Below are 16,130 nucleotides of genomic sequence, written 5' to 3'. Positions count from 1 at the left end.
CGGCCTTCTATGGCGAGGCGGCGGGCGACGTGATCAGCAACTTCGAGAACGTGACCGGCGGTGCGGGCAACGACACGCTCTACGGCAGTGCCGGCGACAACGTGCTGCGCGGGCAGGGCGGCCACGACACCATCGCCGGCGGGGACGGGAGCGACACGCTCTACGGCGATGACGGCAACGATTGGCTCGAAGGCGGCATCGGCAATGACATCATCTTCGGTGGCTACGACAATGACGTTATTTTCGGTGGTAACGACAATGACCTCATCCGAGGTGGCGCGGGAGCCGATACGCTGGATGGCGGTTCCGGCACCGACACGCTCGACTACAGTGACGACACGTTTGGAATTTATATCGATCTGGGAACCAACACGACCAGCTATGGCTTGGCCACGGGTGATGTGATCAGCAACTTCGAGAACGTCGCCGGTGGCTCTGCTGCTGATGTTCTCATTGGCAATGGTGGGTCCAACGTGCTGCAGGGTGTGAATGGAGCTGACAGCCTCTTCGCCGAGGGCGGTAACGATATTGTTTATGGCGGTATCGACAACGACACGCTCTATGGCGGGGATGGCAACGACACGCTCTTCGGAGAGGGCGGCCGGGATACCTTCGCGTTCAACACCGCGCTGAATGCCGCCACGAACGTGGACCAAATCATGGACTTCAGCGTGACAGAGGACACCATCGCGCTGAGCCGGAGCGTGTTCGGCGGCTTTGGGGCGTCGGTGTCGCTGGTGATCGGAACAGGAGCGACGGCCAACAACGCGGCGCAGGTCGTGTACGGCAGCACCACGGGGGCGCTGTACTACGATCCCGACGGGGCCAGCCCGGCCGCGCAGGTGAAGTTCGCGCAGCTCTCCACCGGTCTGGCGCTGACGACGGCCAACTTCGCTCTGGTCTGAGCGCAGCGCGCGGTTCCCACAACAGACGAAAAAGGGCCGGCTCACCACCGGCCCTTCTCGCTTTCAGGTCAATGCTAGCCGTTCAAGCCGCTTCTTCCGTCGTGCCCAGGCGCTTGTCGAGATACTCGTCCACCGCCACCATCAGCTCCTCGACACGGCCGTCGAAGAAGTGGTTGGCGCCGTCGATCACGGCGTGTTCGAGCTTGACGCCCTTCTGGGTCTTCACCTTCTCGATCACGCTGACCACGTCCTTGACCGGCGCGACCCGGTCCTCCGAGCCATGCACGAACAGGCCGGAGGACGGGCAGGGGGCGAGGAACGAGAAATCGTAGCGGTTGGCCATGGCGGCGATCGAGATGAAGCCCTCGATCTCCGGCCGGCGCATGAGGAGCTGCATGCCGATCCAGGCGCCGAAGGACACGCCGGCGATCCAGCAGGCGCGGGCGTCCGGGTTCATGGCCTGGGCCCAGTCGAGGGCCGCTGCGGCATCGGAGAGTTCGCCCTGGCCGTGATCGAAGGCGCCCTGGCTGCGGCCGACGCCGCGGAAGTTGAAGCGCAGGACCGAGAAGCCGCGTTTCACGAAGTCATAATAGAGGTTGTAGACGATCTGGTTGTTCATCGTCCCGCCGAATTGCGGGTGCGGGTGCAGGATGATGGCGATGGGAGCGCCCTTTTCCTTGGCAGGCTGGTAGCGTCCCTCGATGCGACCGGCAGGACCCGTGAAGATGACTTCAGGCATATACGCGAACCTCTTGATCACCTCTCCGTGGAGAGGGAAAACCCTGACATGACCTTGACTTCAGGTCGCGGATTCTCATAAAAGAACCCTTAGAATTATTCTAAAGTGTTCCGATGTTTCATTTGTCCGCCCGATGGCGGTTCTCGGGAGAAACACGGGACGGATGTGGTTGAGGTGCTTTAGCACGGCAACCAGGGTCGATTGCAAGAATTTCGTGAGGCCTCAGGGCAGCTATGACGTTCAGCCCGCGTACCTATCTCGATCATAACGCGACTTCGCCCCTGCGGCCGGAGGTTGCCGAGACGGTTCTGCGCGCGCTCCAGCTTCCCGGCAATGCCTCCTCGGTTCATGCGGAAGGACGCGCCGCCCGGGCCGAAATCGAGAGGGCCCGCGAGAAGGTGGCGCGTCTCGTCGGCGCCAAGGCGAAGAATGTCGTCTTCACGAGCGGCGGGACCGAAGCGGCCAATCTTGTCCTGACGCCGGGCTTCCGCCGCCTGGGCCAGGTGGGGGCGACGAGGCTTCTGGTGGGGAGCGTCGAGCATCCCTGCGTCCTCAACGGTCATCGCTTCCCCGGCGATGCCGTCGGCATTATGCCCGTCGACAGCCAGGGAATCCTTGATCTCGATTGGCTCAGGGCCCAATTGGAGAAAGCCGGCGGCGAGCGGATTCTTGTTTCGGTCCAGCTTGCCAACAACGAGACCGGCGTGCTGCAGCCTGTGGCCGAGGCGGCCCGGCTGGTTCACGAGCATGGCGGCCTGATCCATACCGATGCTGTTCAGGCAGCGGGCAAGGTCCCGGTCGATGTCGCCGGGCTCGGCGTCGATGCGATGACGCTTTCCGGCCACAAGCTCGGTGGCCCGAAGGGGATCGGTGCCCTGATTCTGGCCTCTGACCAGTTCGAGATCGGCGACAAGCTGATCCGGGGCGGCGGGCAGGAAAAGGGATTCAGGGCCGGCACCGAGAATGTGGCGGCCATCGCGGGCTTCGGCGCGGCGGCCGAGCTGGCGCTGGCAGGCCTGGAAGACGAAGCGAGGCGGATTCGGGCCTTGCGGGACGAGGTCGAGGCGCAGGTTCGCCGGATCGCCCCGGATGCACTTGTTGTGTCTTCCGCTGCGGAAAGGTTGCCTAACACCTTCGCCTTTGCCATACCCGGCCTCAAGGCCGAGACGGCACTGATCGCCTTCGATCTGGCAGGCGTGGCCCTGTCCTCCGGTTCGGCCTGCTCGTCCGGAAAGGTCAAGCGATCGCATGTGCTCGACGCCATGGGCGTGGAGCCGACCCTCGCCGAGGGTGTTTTGCGTGTGAGTTTGGGGTGGTCGACCACGAAAGAGGACGTGATCCGCTTTGCGGAGGCGTGCGAAAGGGTGGTCGGCACCTTATATAAGCGGAAGGCGAGCGCGGCCTGAGAGAGCCGGTTCGCGTTCCTTCAGTCATCAACCCGCGGCCCTTGAAGCCGTGAGCGGTGGGAGAGACAGATGCCTGCAGTGCAGGAAACGATCGATCAGGTTCGTCTGATCGATGTCGATCAGTACAAGTACGGCTTCGAGACCGAAGTCGAGATGGAGAAGGCGCCGAAGGGCCTCTCCGAGGACGTGATCCGCTTCATCTCGGCCAAGAAGGGCGAGCCGGAATGGATGCTCCAGTGGCGTCTTGACGCCTATAAGCGCTGGCTCACCATGAAGGAGCCGAGCTGGGCGCGCGTATCGTACGACAAGATCGACTACAACGACATCTACTACTATGCGGCGCCGAAGAAGAACCCGGCGCCGAAGTCCCTCGACGAGGTGGATCCGGAGATTCTCAAGACCTATGAGAAGCTCGGCATTCCGCTGCGCGAGCAGGAAATTCTCGCAGGCGTCGAGCCCGAGCGCCGGGTCGCCGTGGACGCGGTTTTCGACAGCGTGTCGGTCGCCACGACCTTCAAGGAGGAACTCGCCAAGGCCGGCGTGATCTTCATGCCGATCTCGGAGGCAATCCGGGAATATCCGGATCTCGTGCGCCAATATCTCGGCTCGGTCGTGCCGGTGACGGACAACTTCTTCGCCACCCTGAACTCGGCCGTATTCACCGACGGCTCGTTCGTCTACATCCCGCCGGGCGTCCGCTGCCCGATGGAGCTGTCGACCTATTTCCGCATCAACGAGAAGAACACCGGCCAGTTCGAGCGCACCCTGATCATCGCCGACAAGGGCTCCTACGTGTCCTATCTCGAAGGCTGCACGGCGCCCAAGCGCGACGAGAACCAGCTTCACGCCGCCGTGGTTGAGCTGATCGCCCTCGACGATGCCGAGATCAAGTATTCCACGGTGCAGAACTGGTATCCGGGTGATGCCGAGGGCCGGGGCGGCATCTACAACTTCGTGACCAAGCGCGGCGATTGCCGGGGCAAGAACTCGGTCATCACCTGGACCCAGGTGGAGACGGGTTCCGCGATCACCTGGAAATACCCGTCCTGCATCCTGCGCGGCGACAACTCGCGCGGCGAGTTCTACTCGATCGCCGTGTCGAACGGCATGCAGCAGGTCGATTCCGGCACCAAGATGATCCATCTGGGCAAGAACACCACGAGCCGGATCATCTCGAAGGGCATCGCGGCGGGCAAGTCCGAGAACACCTATCGCGGTCTCGTGTCGGCTCACCGCAAGGCGACCGGCGCACGCAACTTCACGAACTGCGACTCGCTCCTCATCGGCAACCAGTGCGGCGCGCATACGGTGCCCTACATCGAGTCGAAGAACGCCACCGCCGTGTTCGAGCACGAGGCGACCACATCGAAGATCTCCGAAGATCAGATGTTCTACTGCCAGCAGCGCGGTCTCTCGGAAGAGGAGGCGACGGCGCTCATCGTGAACGGCTTCGTGAAGGACGTCCTGCAGCAGCTCCCCATGGAGTTCGCCGTCGAGGCGCAGAAGCTGATCTCGATCTCGCTGGAAGGCTCGGTCGGTTAATCGCCACATAGCCCCTCATCCTGAGGAGCCGCCAAGGGCGGCGTCTCGAAGGACGAGGGGCATCTCGCTGAAGTCATCCTTCGAGACGCGCGCTGGAAGCGCGCTCCTCAGGATGAGGGTTTAGGAAAATCACAATGCTCGAAATCAAGAACCTTGTTGTCCAGATCGAGGACAAGCGCATTCTCAACGGCCTCAACCTCACCGTGAACAAGGGCGAGGTCGCCGCCATCATGGGCCCGAACGGCTCGGGCAAGTCGACCCTGTCCTATGTGATCGCCGGCAAGGAGGACTACGAGGTCCTCGACGGCGAGATCCTGCTCGACGGCCAGAACCTGCTGGAGATGGAACCCGACCAGCGCGCTGCCGCCGGCGTGTTCTTGGCCTTCCAATACCCATTGGAGATCCCGGGCGTCGCCTCGATGACCTTCCTGAAGGCCACCCTCAACGCTCAGCGCAAGGCGCGCGGCGAAGAGGAGCTGACCACGCCGGACTTCATCAAGCGCGTGAACGCAGCCGCCCAGCAGCTCGAAATCCCGAAGGACATGCTCAAGCGCGCCCTCAATGTCGGCTTCTCCGGCGGCGAGAAGAAGCGCATGGAAATCCTGCAGATGGCGCTGCTCCAGCCGAACTTCTGCATCCTGGACGAGACCGATTCCGGCCTTGACATCGATGCCCTGCGCATCGTCTCGGAGGGTGTGAACGCCCTGCGTTCGTCCGACCGTGCCTTCCTGGTCATCACGCACTACCAGCGCCTCCTGAACCACATCGTGCCGGATACCGTGCATGTCATGCATTCTGGCCGTATCGTGAAGACGGGCGGCAAGGAGCTGGCGCTCGAACTCGAGGCCAACGGCTATGCCGATTACCGGGAAAGCGAGGCCGCCTGAGATGGCTGACGTGACCCTCATGAAGACGCCGGCGGAATCCGCGCTGGTGCAGGCTTTCGAGAGCGCGAAGACGACATTGCCCGGCAACGGTGAGTCGCGCGCTCAGGCCTTCGAGCAATTCAACGCGCGCGGTCTTCCGCACCGCCGGGTCGAGGAATTCAAGTACACGGATCTGCGGGCACTCCTGCGCGAGGTGGCACCTTTTGCCGATGCGCCTTCCTCCGACGAGGCCAAGGCTGCCCTGGCGAATGCCAAGGCTCTCGCGGGCGTCGAGGCGCTTCAGGTGCCGTTCGTGAACGGCCACTTCGTGCGCGAGGCGGTGGATTTCCGCGCGCTGCCCGAGAACATCGAAATTGTTCCGCTGGCGGAAGCCCTGGCGAACGGCCACGAGTGGCTGTCCCGTTTGAGCCCGGTCCAATGGGCGAACGATAACCCGGTCTACCAGCTCAACACGTCCTTCATGGCCGACGGCGTCATGATCCGCGTGGCCGGGCCTGTCGAGACGCCTGTGCATCTGCGCTTCGTGACGACGGCGACTTCCGCCGTCGCCACGGCGACGCGGGTTCTCGTGGTGGTGGAGGAGGGCGCGTCCGTGACCCTGCTCGAAACGCACGAGAGCACCGACGGCGCGAACCATCAGCCGAACGACGTGGTCGAGATGATCGCGGGTGACCGCACCAACGTGCAGCACGTGCGCGTCAATGCCGAGGGCGACAAGGCACTTGCCCTGTCGACGCTCGCGGCCAAGATCGGCGGCGAGGCCGTGTTCAACAGCATTAACGTGACGGCGGGTGCCGCAACCTCGCGCCATCAGGTCTTCGCTCTCCTCGACGGCGAGAACACCCATCTGCGCGTCAACGGTGCGACGATGCTCAAGGGCTCGCAGCACGGCGACTCGACGCTCATCGTCGAGCACGGCGCTCCCCATTGCGAGAGCCGCGAGCTGTTCAAGACGGTCATCGACAACGAGGCGACGGGCGTCTTCCAGGGCAAGATCATCGTTCCGCATCACGCCCAGAAGACCGACGGCCGGATGATGTCTGCGGCTCTCCTCCTGGAGGAGGGCGGCTCCATGAACAACAAGCCCGAGCTCGAAATCTTCGCTGACGACGTGCAGTGCGCCCACGGCGCCACTTGCGGCCAGCTCGACGAGGATCTCCTGTTCTACCTCATGGCCCGCGGCCTGCCGAAGAAGGAAGCCGAAAGCCTCCTGGTCCAGGCCTTTTTGGGCGAAGCGCTGGAGTTCGTGGAGAACGAAACCGCCCGCGAGGCGCTCGTCGGTACGGTCGAGGGCTGGCTGAAGGCCCGCTCGTAACACTCAGTTCGTCATGGCCGGGCTCGTCCCGGCCATCTCGATTGGAAGAGCTCAGTGCTGTTCCTAATCGGGATCACCGGCACAAGGCCGATGATGACGGTGGAGGAGACACAATGAACGCTCCTGTGAAGCCATACGACGTCGAGACCATCCGGGCGGAGTTTCCGATCCTGGCGAGCCAGGTCTATGGCAAGCCGCTCGTCTATCTCGACAACGCCGCCTCGGCTCAGAAGCCGAAGGTTGTGATCGACGCCATGGTGAACACCATGGAGACAGGGTATTCCAACGTTCACCGCGGCCTGCACTACATGGCGAATGTTGCGACCGAGGGGTTCGAGCGCGCGCGGGAAACCGTGCGGGAGTTCCTCAACGCCGGGTCCATCGACGAGATCGTGTTCACCAAGTCGGCGACGGAAGCCTACAACCTGGTGGCGGATTCTTTCGGGCGCATGAATATCGGAGAGGGCGACGAGATTATCCTCTCCATCATGGAGCACCATTCCAACATCGTGCCGTGGCATTTCCTGCGCGAGCGGAAAGGCGCAGTGATCAAATGGGCGCCGGTGGACGACGAGGGCAACTTCCTCGTCGAGGAATTCGAGAAGCTCATCTCGCCGCGTACCAAGATCGTCGCCATCACGCATATGTCGAACGTGCTCGGCACCGTGACGCCCGCGAAGGAGATCATCCGCATCGCCCATGCCCACGGGGTCCCGGTGCTGATCGACGGGGCTCAGGGTGCTGTGCACCTGCAGGTGGACGTGCGCGACCTCGATGCGGATTTCTACGTCTTCACCGGCCACAAGGTTTATGGACCCACCGGCATCGGCGTCCTCTACGGCAAGCGCGAGTTGCTCGCGAAGATGCCGCCTTACTCGGGCGGCGGCGAGATGATCCGCGAGGTGAAGCAGGACGCGATCACCTACAACGACCCGCCGCACCGGTTCGAGGCGGGCACCCCCCCGATCATTGAAGCCATCGGTCTCGATGCGGCCCTGCGCTTCATGATGCAGCTCGGGCGAGAGAATATCCAGGCGCACGAGGCGGCGCTCTCGGCCTATGCGCACGAGCGCCTGGGGGCCATGAACTCGATCCGGATCATCGGCCAGGCCAAGGGCAAGGGCGCCATCCTGTCCTTCGAGATGAAGAACGCGCACGCCCATGACGTCGCGACCATCATCGACCGGCAGGGCGTGGCCGTCCGGGCCGGCACCCACTGCGCCATGCCGCTGCTGGAACGCTTTGGCGCGACCTCGACCTGCCGCGCCTCATTTGGCCTCTACAACACAATGCAAGAAGTCGATAAGCTGGCTGAAGCCCTGCAGAAGGCCGAAGCCCTGTTTGCTTGAGGATTGACCCGTGAACGACATGACCCCGAACCAGGATGGGCCCAACGCGCCGCAGGTGTCTCCGGGTTCCAAGATTCCGCCGGAAGAGCTCGACCGTATGACGGACGACATCATCTCGGCGCTCAAGACCGTCTACGATCCGGAAATTCCGTCGGACATCTACGAGCTCGGCCTGATCTACCGGGTCGATATCGATGACGACCGCAACGTGGTCATCGACATGACCCTGACCGCGCCCGGATGCCCGGTCGCCGGCGAGATGCCCGGCTGGGTCGAGAACGCCGTCGCGTCCGTCCAGGGCATCCAGAACGTCAAGGTGAACATGGTCTTCGATCCGCCATGGGACCAGAGCCGCATGTCCGACGAGGCCCGTGTCGCCCTCGACATGTGGTGAGCTAAAGCTTTCACATTCTCTTCGACGTCATGGCCGGGCTCGTCCCGGCCATTGTCGTTCTGCAATGACGATGAGGCTATCGTCATTAACCTGTGCTAAGTTTCTCTAAGCCTGACGGCATTCGCCGGAGCTTCCGAGAGGCGGATCGTCAAAATCTGACCTCATCCTGAGGAGCCGCTGCAAGCGGCGTCTCGAAGGAGGTTCCAGAGAGCACTGGATATGCCCTCGTCCTTCGAGACGCTTCGCTCCTCAGGATGAGGGCTCGGGCAAGCGCCGGTTGATCGGCTAGACTTTAGGGAGGCCAGCATGGACACGCCTCATCCCCCTGAGATTCTGCACACCCGCTGCTGTATCGTCGGCGGTGGGCCGGCCGGGATGATGCTGGGTTTTCTGTTGGCCCGGCAGGGGATCGACGTGGTGGTCCTCGAAAAGCATGCCGATTTCCTGCGGGATTTCCGCGGCGACACCATTCATCCCTCGACCCTCGAGATCATGGGCGAACTTGGTCTGCTGCAGGAATTCCTCGCCCGGGCGCATCAGGAGGCGCAGACCGTCAGCCTCGTCGTCGGGGGCGAGACCCTGAAGATGGGCGACTTCTCCCACCTGCCCACGCGGTGCAAGTTCATTGCCTTCATGCCGCAATGGGATTTCCTCGATTTCCTGGCCGATCACGCACGTGCCTATCCACATTTCCATCTGCGGCTGCTGGCGGAGGCAACCGACCTGATCGAGGAGCAGGGCAAGGTGGTGGGTGTGCGGGGCGCGATGCCGGAGGGATCTTTCGAGGTGCGGGCCGACCTCGTGGTGGCGGCCGACGGGCGACACTCGGTGATACGGGAGAAGGCAGGGTTCGAAATCCTCGATATCGGCGCGCCCATGGACGTGCTCTGGCTGAGGCTATCGAAGCAGCCGGGCGATCCCAGCCAACTGCTCGGACGGATCGAGGCCGGGCAGATGCTGGTGATGATCGATCGCGGCGATTACTGGCAATGCGCCTACCTCATCCCGAAAGGAACGGTCGAACAGCTCCGGCAAGAGGGGCTTCCGGCCTTCCGGGCAAAGCTCGCAGGAATGGCCCCTTTCCTCGGGAGCCGTGTCGAGGAGCTGCAATCCTGGGACGAGATCAAGCTCCTGACCGTTGCCGTGGACCGGCTGAAGCAATGGTTCAAGCCGGGCCTCCTGTGCATCGGCGATGCCGCCCATGCCATGTCGCCGGCCGGCGGCGTCGGGATCAATCTCGCCATACAGGATGCTGTCGCGACGTCCAATATACTGGGGCCGTTGCTGAAGCAGGGGCCTGTCGGGCCTGAATCTCTCGCTCTCGTGCAGAAGCGGCGTGAGTGGCCGACACGCATGACACAAGGGCTTCAGGTCCTGCTGCAGAACCAGCTGATCGATCCGGTCCTGAAAAGCAAGAAGCCGGTCTCAGCGCCCTGGCTCGTCCGCCTGCTGGCCCGTTGGCCGCTCTTCCGCCGGCTTCCCGCCCGCCTCATCGGCATTGGATTCCGGCCCGAGCACGTCCGATAGAGGTTCGTCGCCATTGGGCATGTCATCCGCGTCCTCGACGGATGACAGGACGGGTGAGCGCAACAGCACGACCGTACTGGCGACGGAGAGCGCCAGACCGAAGACGAGGCCGCCGATGGGGTTCCACCCCATCGCCCAGGCGAGCCCCATGCCGAGAAGCGTGGCGCTGGCGATCTGGACGACGGCGCCCGGGATCGCGATGGCTTTGACGGAGAGAAGATCCTTCAGGGAGAAGTGAAGCCCCACGCCGAACATCAGCAGGATCACGCCGATTTCGGCAAGCTGGTTGGCGAGTCCCTGATCGGCCACGTAGCCCGGCGTGAACGGGCCGGCTAGGACGCCTGCGAGAAGGTAGCCGATGAGCGGGGAGAGGCGGAAGCGATGCGCGATGGTGCCGAGGGTGAATGCCATCACGAGGCCGATGACGATGGTCGATATCAGCGGCGTGTGATGCGGCATCTGCTATCCTTGGGAAGCGGCGCAGTGTGGGATGGGATCCATCCGATATGAGCGACCTGGGCCATAGGAGCAACCCTGAACGGTCTCGACGTTTGCCGTTTCAGCTCTTATTTATGGAAGATCGAACTCGTTCTGCCCGGGCCTTGAACCCGGCCGTCAGGAGAGAAGGCTTATGGCACTACCCGGTTTCAAGGTCGTCACCTTGACCGACGCGGCGGCAAACCGCGTCAAGGACATCATCGGCAAGGCGGACCGCCCCATCGTGGGCGTGCGCGTCGGCGTCAAGAACGGCGGCTGCGCCGGCATGTCCTACACCATGGAATATGCGGAGAGCGTCAACCCGCTCGACGAGGTGGTTGAGGACAAGGGCGTGACCGTCCTGATCGACCCTAAGGCCGTGCTGTTCCTGCTCGGCACGGAAATGGATTTCCAGACCAGCAAGATGTCGTCCCAGTTCGTGTTCAACAACCCGAACCAGACCTCGGCCTGCGGCTGCGGCGAGTCGGTGGCGATCACTCCGGCGACGCCTGCGGCCCTTCAATCGGCCGGGTAGCGCATCGAACGCAAAAGTGGGAACCGGTTTTGCGTGTAAAGATGCGCAAAACCAAAAGCTTGAAGCATCGGAATCAGGTCATGGATCCCGAGGATCTTCGCGACATCTTCCGCAGTCTCGGCCCGGTGCATGTCCGCCGGATGTTCGGCGGGCAGGGGGTGTATCAGGGCGAGTTGATGTTCGCCCTTGTGGCGTCCGACGAGGTCTATCTCAAGGCCGACGACGAGACGGCCGGGTTCTTCCGGGATCGGGGCTCGCGCCCCTTCGCCTACGAGACCCGGGACGGGCGCAAGAGCATCATGAGCTATTGGCTCATGCCGGAATCGGCCCTCGACGATCCCGACGAGGCGGCACAGCTTGCCGCCATGGCCATGGCGACGGCCCGAAGGGCGAAATCCGCCCAGGCGCGGAAGGGCGGCCGGGCCAAGTCGGGCCGCAAGGTTCCGAAGAAGACCGCGGAACCCGCTACTTAGCTTTCCTACTTGGCTTTCTTGGTCGTCACGGGCCGCATGAGGAAGGCCGGGACGTGATCGCCGAGACCGATCACCTTCTCGTCCATGTCGTCGTCGCGCCGCGAGCGTCCGTGATAGCCCCGATCCGACGAGCGCTCCTGGCGCTCCTGCCGAGGTCTGCGGTTCTCGTGCTCCTCGCGGGCAGGCTGAGCCGCTCGCGCGACGGGAGCCTCCTCCCGCGATTCTTCGGAAGGCCCGCGGCTCCTGCCGCCCGAACGGACCTTGACCTTGCGGCCGCGCGAGCGCTCTTCGCCCCTTCCGCCGCGACGGCGGGAAGAGCCTTCCGAGGCCGGGCGCTCGGCGAGCGTCGGCCCCTGCCACTCGACCGGCTGGCCGATCAGCTTTTCAATGGCCGCCAGCGATTTCTCGTCGCCCGGACCCACCAGCGTGAAGGATTGGCCGCTCCGTCCCGCACGTCCCGTTCGGCCGATCCTGTGGACGTAATCCTCCGCGTGGTGCGGAATGTCGTAGTTGAACACGTGGCTGACCGCCGGAATGTCCAGGCCGCGGGCCGCCACGTCGCTGGCAACCAGGATCGGCATCTCGCCGCTGCGGAAGCTGTCGAGCGCGGCCATGCGGGCATGCTGGTCCATGTCGCCGTGGAGGGCCGCGGCGTCGAAGCCGTGCTTCTGGAGGGAGCGGTGCAGGACTGCCACGTCGCGCTTGCGATTGCAGAACACGATGGCGTTCTGCAGGTCCGTGGCGCTTCGGATCAGCTCGCGCAGGGTCTCGCGCTTCTCGTAATCCTCACGGCCCGTCGCCACCAGGCGCTGGGTGATCGTGGAAGCTGTCGAAGCGGCGCGGGCGACCTCCACCTTCACCGGATTGTGAAGGAAGGCGTCGGCGAGGCGCTGGATCTCCGGCGGCATGGTGGCGGAGAAGAACAGGGTCTGGCGGGTGAACGGCACCAGCTTCACGATCCGCTCGATATCCGGGATGAAGCCCATGTCGAGCATCCGGTCGGCCTCGTCGATCACGAGCAGCTCGACGCCCGTGAGCAGGAGCTTGCCGCGCTCGAAATGGTCGAGCAGACGGCCCGGGGTGGCGATCAGCACGTCGACGCCACGGGTGATCTTGGCATCCTGGTCGCCGAAGGACATGCCGCCGATGAGCAGGGCGACGGACAGCTTGTGATTGATCCCGTACTTGTCGAAGTTCTCCTCGACCTGGGCGGCCAGCTCGCGCGTCGGCTCGAGAATCAGCGTGCGGGGCATGCGTGCCCGCGCCCGCCCGGTTTCGAGCAGGGTTAGCATCGGGAGCGTGAAGGCGGCCGTCTTGCCGGTGCCAGTCTGGGCGATGCCCAGCACATCGCGGCGGGAAAGGACGTGCGGAATGGCCTGGGCCTGGATCGGCGTCGGCTCCGTGTATCCGGCGCTTGTTACGGCCTGTTGAACTTTATCGCTAAGTCCGAGTTCGGCGAACGACATGAATGCTAATTACCGTTGAGGGGCTGGGCGCGCTCTTAAGTGCCGGCCGCGCTCTACGGCAACAAACAGGCGCGAGACTGGTTTCACCTGAGGTTCTTGCTCAAGTTAAAGGATTGGCGGGACCATAAGATAAGCTATGCGCTTGTCAATCCAAGGAAACTTGCCGAGAGGCGACAAAGGGACGTTTGAATGGCCGAAACACTTGTTCTGATTCCCGGATTGGCCTGCACCGCCCGGCTCTTCGAGCCCCAGATCGCAGCTCTGTCCTCGGGCCGCAACATTATCGTGGCGGAAAACCCCCGGGATGATTCGATTGCCGCGATGGCCGCCCGCCTCCTGCGGGACGTACCCGGGAGATTCGCTCTCGCGGGGCTCTCCATGGGCGGGTACATCGCCATGGAGGTGATGCGCCAGGCGCCGGAACGGGTGGAACGGCTGGCCCTGCTCGACACCAGCGCGCGCCCCGACACGCCAGAGGCGAGCCAGGACCGCAAGCGGCTGATCGCGCTGGCGGAGGCGGGGCGGATCGATGAAATCAATTCAGCGCTCTGGCCCCGCCTGGTCCATCCCGATCATCTGGGCGACCGGGCTCTCCGGGACGTCATGCTCGGAATGATGCGGGAGACGGGTTTCGAAGCCTTTATCCGGCAGCAGCGGGCCATCATGGCGCGAGTCGATTCGCGCCCTTCTTTGCCGGGAATCGAAATTCCCACCTTGGTTCTGGTCGGGGACGGCGATTCGATCACGCCGCCCGAGATCGCCCGCGAGATGGCCGAGATGATCGAATGGGCGTCCCTGGTCGTGGTGCCCGGGGCAGGGCACATGTCGACTCTCGAACAGCCTGATCGGGTCAGCCACGCAATGGAATTGTGGCTTAACGGCCATTAACCATCGGAACGCCGTACGCTTGCGAAACTCCACGCGAGCATGGTCAATAAGTGGTTACTGGCTCGATTAACGCCTCGTTAAGTCCTTGTTTTTTGATCTAAGATCCTGATCTGGAAAATAAATTTCAAGACTGAAGTCGGGGCGGAGATGGCAAGGTACGGAACGGCGATGCGGTAAAACCCGCCTACTTTCGGTTGCGGATGCGAAAAGCCGCGCTTCTTGTCTTAACTGTGGCAGGAAAGTGACAGACGATAGGGCGGCTCTGGGCTACAAGCTGCGTCACATCCTTCTAACAGATGGACCAAGACAAATGAAAAAGATCCTCCTCTCTTCGGTTGCCCTGCTCGGCCTCGCCTCTGGCGCTCTGGCTGCTGACCTCCCGTCCCGCCGCGCTCCGGCTCCGGTCATCGCTGCCGTTCCGGTCTTCACCTGGACCGGCTTCTACGTCGGTGTGAACGCCGGCTACGGCTGGAACACGAACGACGATTTCGTGTTCGACAACTTCCGCTACAGCCTCAATGACGACGGTGGCTTCGTCGGCGGCGCTCAGGCTGGCTACAACTACCAGATCGGTTCGTTCGTGGTCGGTCTCGAAGGCGACATCCAGTACGCCGATTTCGGTGGCGATGACGTCGTCCTCCGTGACGGCCGCCTTGCCGACTTCAACAACAGCGACTGGTTCGGCACGGTTCGTGCTCGCGCCGGTGTGGCTTTCGACCGCGCTCTGATCTACGCAACCGGCGGTTTCGCCTTTGCTGACGACGCCACGGGCTGGACCGTCGGCGGCGGCATCGAGTACGCCTTCACCAACAACCTGTCGGCCAAGGTCGAAGGTCTGTACGTGAACCTCGACCAGGACGACAACTTCCTGGGCATCAACAACGACGCCGAGTTCGGCGTGGTTCGCGCTGGTCTGAACTACCGCTTCAGCACCTACTAAGATCCGTCGCTTCGGCGATAAGAGAGGCCCGGTGGAAACACCGGGCCTTTTTTGTTTTTGGGAGATCGTGCGGAAAACCGACTTCGCTTCGAACGGTGCGCTGAGGGCGGCGCTCAAAGCTCCCGATTCTGCGTGAAAAGATGCGTCAAAGCCATAACGTGAGTCATGGGACGTGAGTTTGGATTCATGTCCGATGCTTCAGAGCTTGGTCACCTCCGCGATCTATCCGAGGTGAGTCATAGGAGAGCGCCCAGTCGGCCGCCACATACCAACACCGTGCCGGATCTACGGGGCGTTTCCAGATAAGAGCCCTGACGAACTCGGCGCCGCCGCGGTTGAATGCAGCTGCAAGCCGCTCTCTTTCTTCATCGCTGGCCGCAAGTGTCCCTTCCACGCAGACAAAGCTTGCAGGGCTCACGATCTCAACCGGATGCTCTGCTCTATCCTTCACCATAAGGAGGACGCCTCCTCGGATGGTATGCCGCGGTCCAACGGGTGATTCCGGCCGCCCTCTAACCCCGAGGGGGAACACCAAATGCCCTCCGGGGCGTAGGAGCTCAATCCAAGGTTCAGCAGGTCGCTCAACTGCAAAATTCACATAGATCCCATCCGCTTCGCCCTGGGGCCAAGCAGCCCCGTCGTCATGGACAACCTCGACATTTGGCCAGGGCATGAGATTAACCCGCGCCCGCTCGGCTAATGCATGGTCGTACTCGACGGCAACGACTCTTCCCGAGGGGCCGACCAATTCGGCCAGAATCGCCGTGTAGTAGCCTGTGCCCGCGCCGATGTGCACGACTGTGTCTCCCGGTTTGGGATTGAGCGCATTCATCATCCTGGCATGCAGCGAAGGGCTGCCGTTGTTCACTCCACGCTCTCGGGAAAGAACAAAAAGTACGTCCTGGTAGACATAGACAGGATCGTTAGACGGTAGCGACACCCAACCTTCAGGGCCGTGCCGAATCTGCCATGGCTCGGTGCCGAGGAACCGCTCCCGATGAACGATTGCGAAGGCTGCTTCGAGGCGTTCATTCGCACTGCCGATCAACCCGACCATCTGGCGAGCAAAGGCGCGCCTCACGATTTCCAGTTTCACGGCAGGCATCGCAGCGTCTGTCATTGGCGGCTCCCGTAGAATGAGAGTCTAGCGTCGGAGGTTGCAGCTGGAAAGCTTGGGGCTTCGGAGAGCCTCTGCGAGCCTAATCGCGAACTCAGAGTCCGCCAGTACGCATCAGTCCCAACTTGTGCCGCTGGCCAAAGGCATCAACGCGGTCGGTTCAAAAGCTT

General features: G+C 62.9%; 15 protein-coding genes and 1 pseudogene. 12 read left to right on the top strand and 4 right to left on the bottom strand.

Annotated elements, in window-relative coordinates; genetic code table 11:
* The coding region (locus AB4097_RS08335) for a calcium-binding protein (protein WP_442038359.1) at positions 1–905 on the top strand (905 nt) is incomplete at its 5' end.
* A gap of 82 nt (positions 906–987) precedes the next feature.
* On the opposite strand, the gene AB4097_RS08330 is transcribed toward AB4097_RS08335, so the two are convergent.
* Positions 988–1,644 carry an alpha/beta hydrolase gene (locus AB4097_RS08330; protein ID WP_442038357.1) on the bottom strand — a complete coding sequence of 219 codons (657 nt, stop codon included), beginning with the start codon at positions 1,642–1,644 and terminating at the stop codon, positions 988–990.
* Between the two features lie 233 nt (positions 1,645–1,877).
* On the opposite strand from AB4097_RS08330, the gene AB4097_RS08325 reads away from it, so the two are divergent.
* From AB4097_RS08325 to AB4097_RS08295, 7 genes are all read left to right on the top strand, one after another.
* The gene (locus tag AB4097_RS08325) at positions 1,878–3,050 is read left to right on the top strand and encodes a cysteine desulfurase family protein (protein WP_442038355.1); all 1,173 of its coding nucleotides are present in this window, start codon (positions 1,878–1,880) and stop codon (positions 3,048–3,050) included.
* Positions 3,051–3,119: 69 nt separating this feature from the next.
* Positions 3,120–4,592, top strand: coding sequence for a Fe-S cluster assembly protein SufB (sufB, locus tag AB4097_RS08320; protein WP_442038353.1), 1,473 nt, complete (start codon positions 3,120–3,122; stop codon positions 4,590–4,592).
* 134 nt (positions 4,593–4,726) lie between these two features.
* On the top strand, positions 4,727–5,479 hold the full coding sequence (sufC, locus tag AB4097_RS08315; protein ID WP_442038351.1) for a Fe-S cluster assembly ATPase SufC: 753 nt from the start codon (positions 4,727–4,729) through the stop codon (positions 5,477–5,479).
* Position 5,480: 1 nt separating this feature from the next.
* A complete protein-coding gene (sufD, locus tag AB4097_RS08310) occupies positions 5,481–6,794 on the top strand; it encodes a Fe-S cluster assembly protein SufD (protein ID WP_442038349.1) in 1,314 nt (437 codons plus the stop codon).
* Between the two features lie 113 nt (positions 6,795–6,907).
* On the top strand, positions 6,908–8,143 hold the full coding sequence (locus AB4097_RS08305; protein ID WP_442038347.1) for a cysteine desulfurase: 1,236 nt from the start codon (positions 6,908–6,910) through the stop codon (positions 8,141–8,143).
* Between the two features lie 19 nt (positions 8,144–8,162).
* Positions 8,163–8,537: an SUF system Fe-S cluster assembly protein gene (locus AB4097_RS08300; protein WP_442038366.1), complete on the top strand. Its 375-nt coding sequence runs from the start codon at positions 8,163–8,165 to the stop codon at positions 8,535–8,537.
* A 306-nt stretch (positions 8,538–8,843) separates the two neighbouring features.
* Positions 8,844–10,064 (top strand): FAD-dependent oxidoreductase, encoded by a 1,221-nt coding sequence (locus tag AB4097_RS08295; protein ID WP_442038345.1) that lies wholly within the window; start codon positions 8,844–8,846, stop codon positions 10,062–10,064.
* 54 nt (positions 10,065–10,118) lie between these two features.
* Here the strand turns inward: AB4097_RS08295 and AB4097_RS08290 are convergent.
* Positions 10,119–10,523 (bottom strand): annotated as a pseudogene (locus tag AB4097_RS08290) (cation:proton antiporter domain-containing protein); the annotation flags it as partial.
* Between the two features lie 172 nt (positions 10,524–10,695).
* On the opposite strand from AB4097_RS08290, the gene AB4097_RS08285 reads away from it, so the two are divergent.
* Together AB4097_RS08285 and AB4097_RS08280 are read left to right on the top strand one after the other, a co-directional pair.
* Complete coding sequence (locus tag AB4097_RS08285) at positions 10,696–11,076, top strand: HesB/IscA family protein (protein ID WP_442038343.1); 381 nt, start codon at positions 10,696–10,698, stop codon at positions 11,074–11,076.
* Positions 11,077–11,156: 80 nt separating this feature from the next.
* A complete protein-coding gene (locus AB4097_RS08280) occupies positions 11,157–11,549 on the top strand; it encodes a TfoX/Sxy family protein (RefSeq protein ID WP_442038341.1) in 393 nt (130 codons plus the stop codon).
* Between the two features lie 5 nt (positions 11,550–11,554).
* Here AB4097_RS08280 and AB4097_RS08275 read toward each other — a convergent pair whose 3' ends face one another.
* On the bottom strand, positions 11,555–13,015 hold the full coding sequence (locus AB4097_RS08275; protein WP_442038339.1) for a DEAD/DEAH box helicase: 1,461 nt from the start codon (positions 13,013–13,015) through the stop codon (positions 11,555–11,557).
* 189 nt (positions 13,016–13,204) lie between these two features.
* Between AB4097_RS08275 and AB4097_RS08270 the strand changes: the two genes are divergently transcribed.
* Both AB4097_RS08270 and AB4097_RS08265 read left to right on the top strand, forming a co-directional pair.
* Positions 13,205–13,903: an alpha/beta fold hydrolase gene (locus AB4097_RS08270; protein WP_442038337.1), complete on the top strand. Its 699-nt coding sequence runs from the start codon at positions 13,205–13,207 to the stop codon at positions 13,901–13,903.
* A gap of 310 nt (positions 13,904–14,213) precedes the next feature.
* Positions 14,214–14,843: an outer membrane protein gene (locus AB4097_RS08265; protein WP_442038335.1), complete on the top strand. Its 630-nt coding sequence runs from the start codon at positions 14,214–14,216 to the stop codon at positions 14,841–14,843.
* A 184-nt stretch (positions 14,844–15,027) separates the two neighbouring features.
* Here the strand turns inward: AB4097_RS08265 and AB4097_RS08260 are convergent, their stop codons facing one another.
* Complete coding sequence (locus AB4097_RS08260; protein ID WP_442038333.1) at positions 15,028–15,963, bottom strand: protein-L-isoaspartate O-methyltransferase family protein; 936 nt, start codon at positions 15,961–15,963, stop codon at positions 15,028–15,030.
* Between the last annotated feature and the right edge of the window lie 167 nt (positions 15,964–16,130).

Origin of the sequence: Microvirga sp. 2MCAF35 (genome assembly GCF_052115545.1) — a bacterium.
GTDB lineage: Bacteria > Pseudomonadota > Alphaproteobacteria > Rhizobiales > Beijerinckiaceae > Microvirga.
Note: the sequence above shows the minus strand (reverse complement) of the source record. Positions and strands in the feature narration are given on the sequence as shown.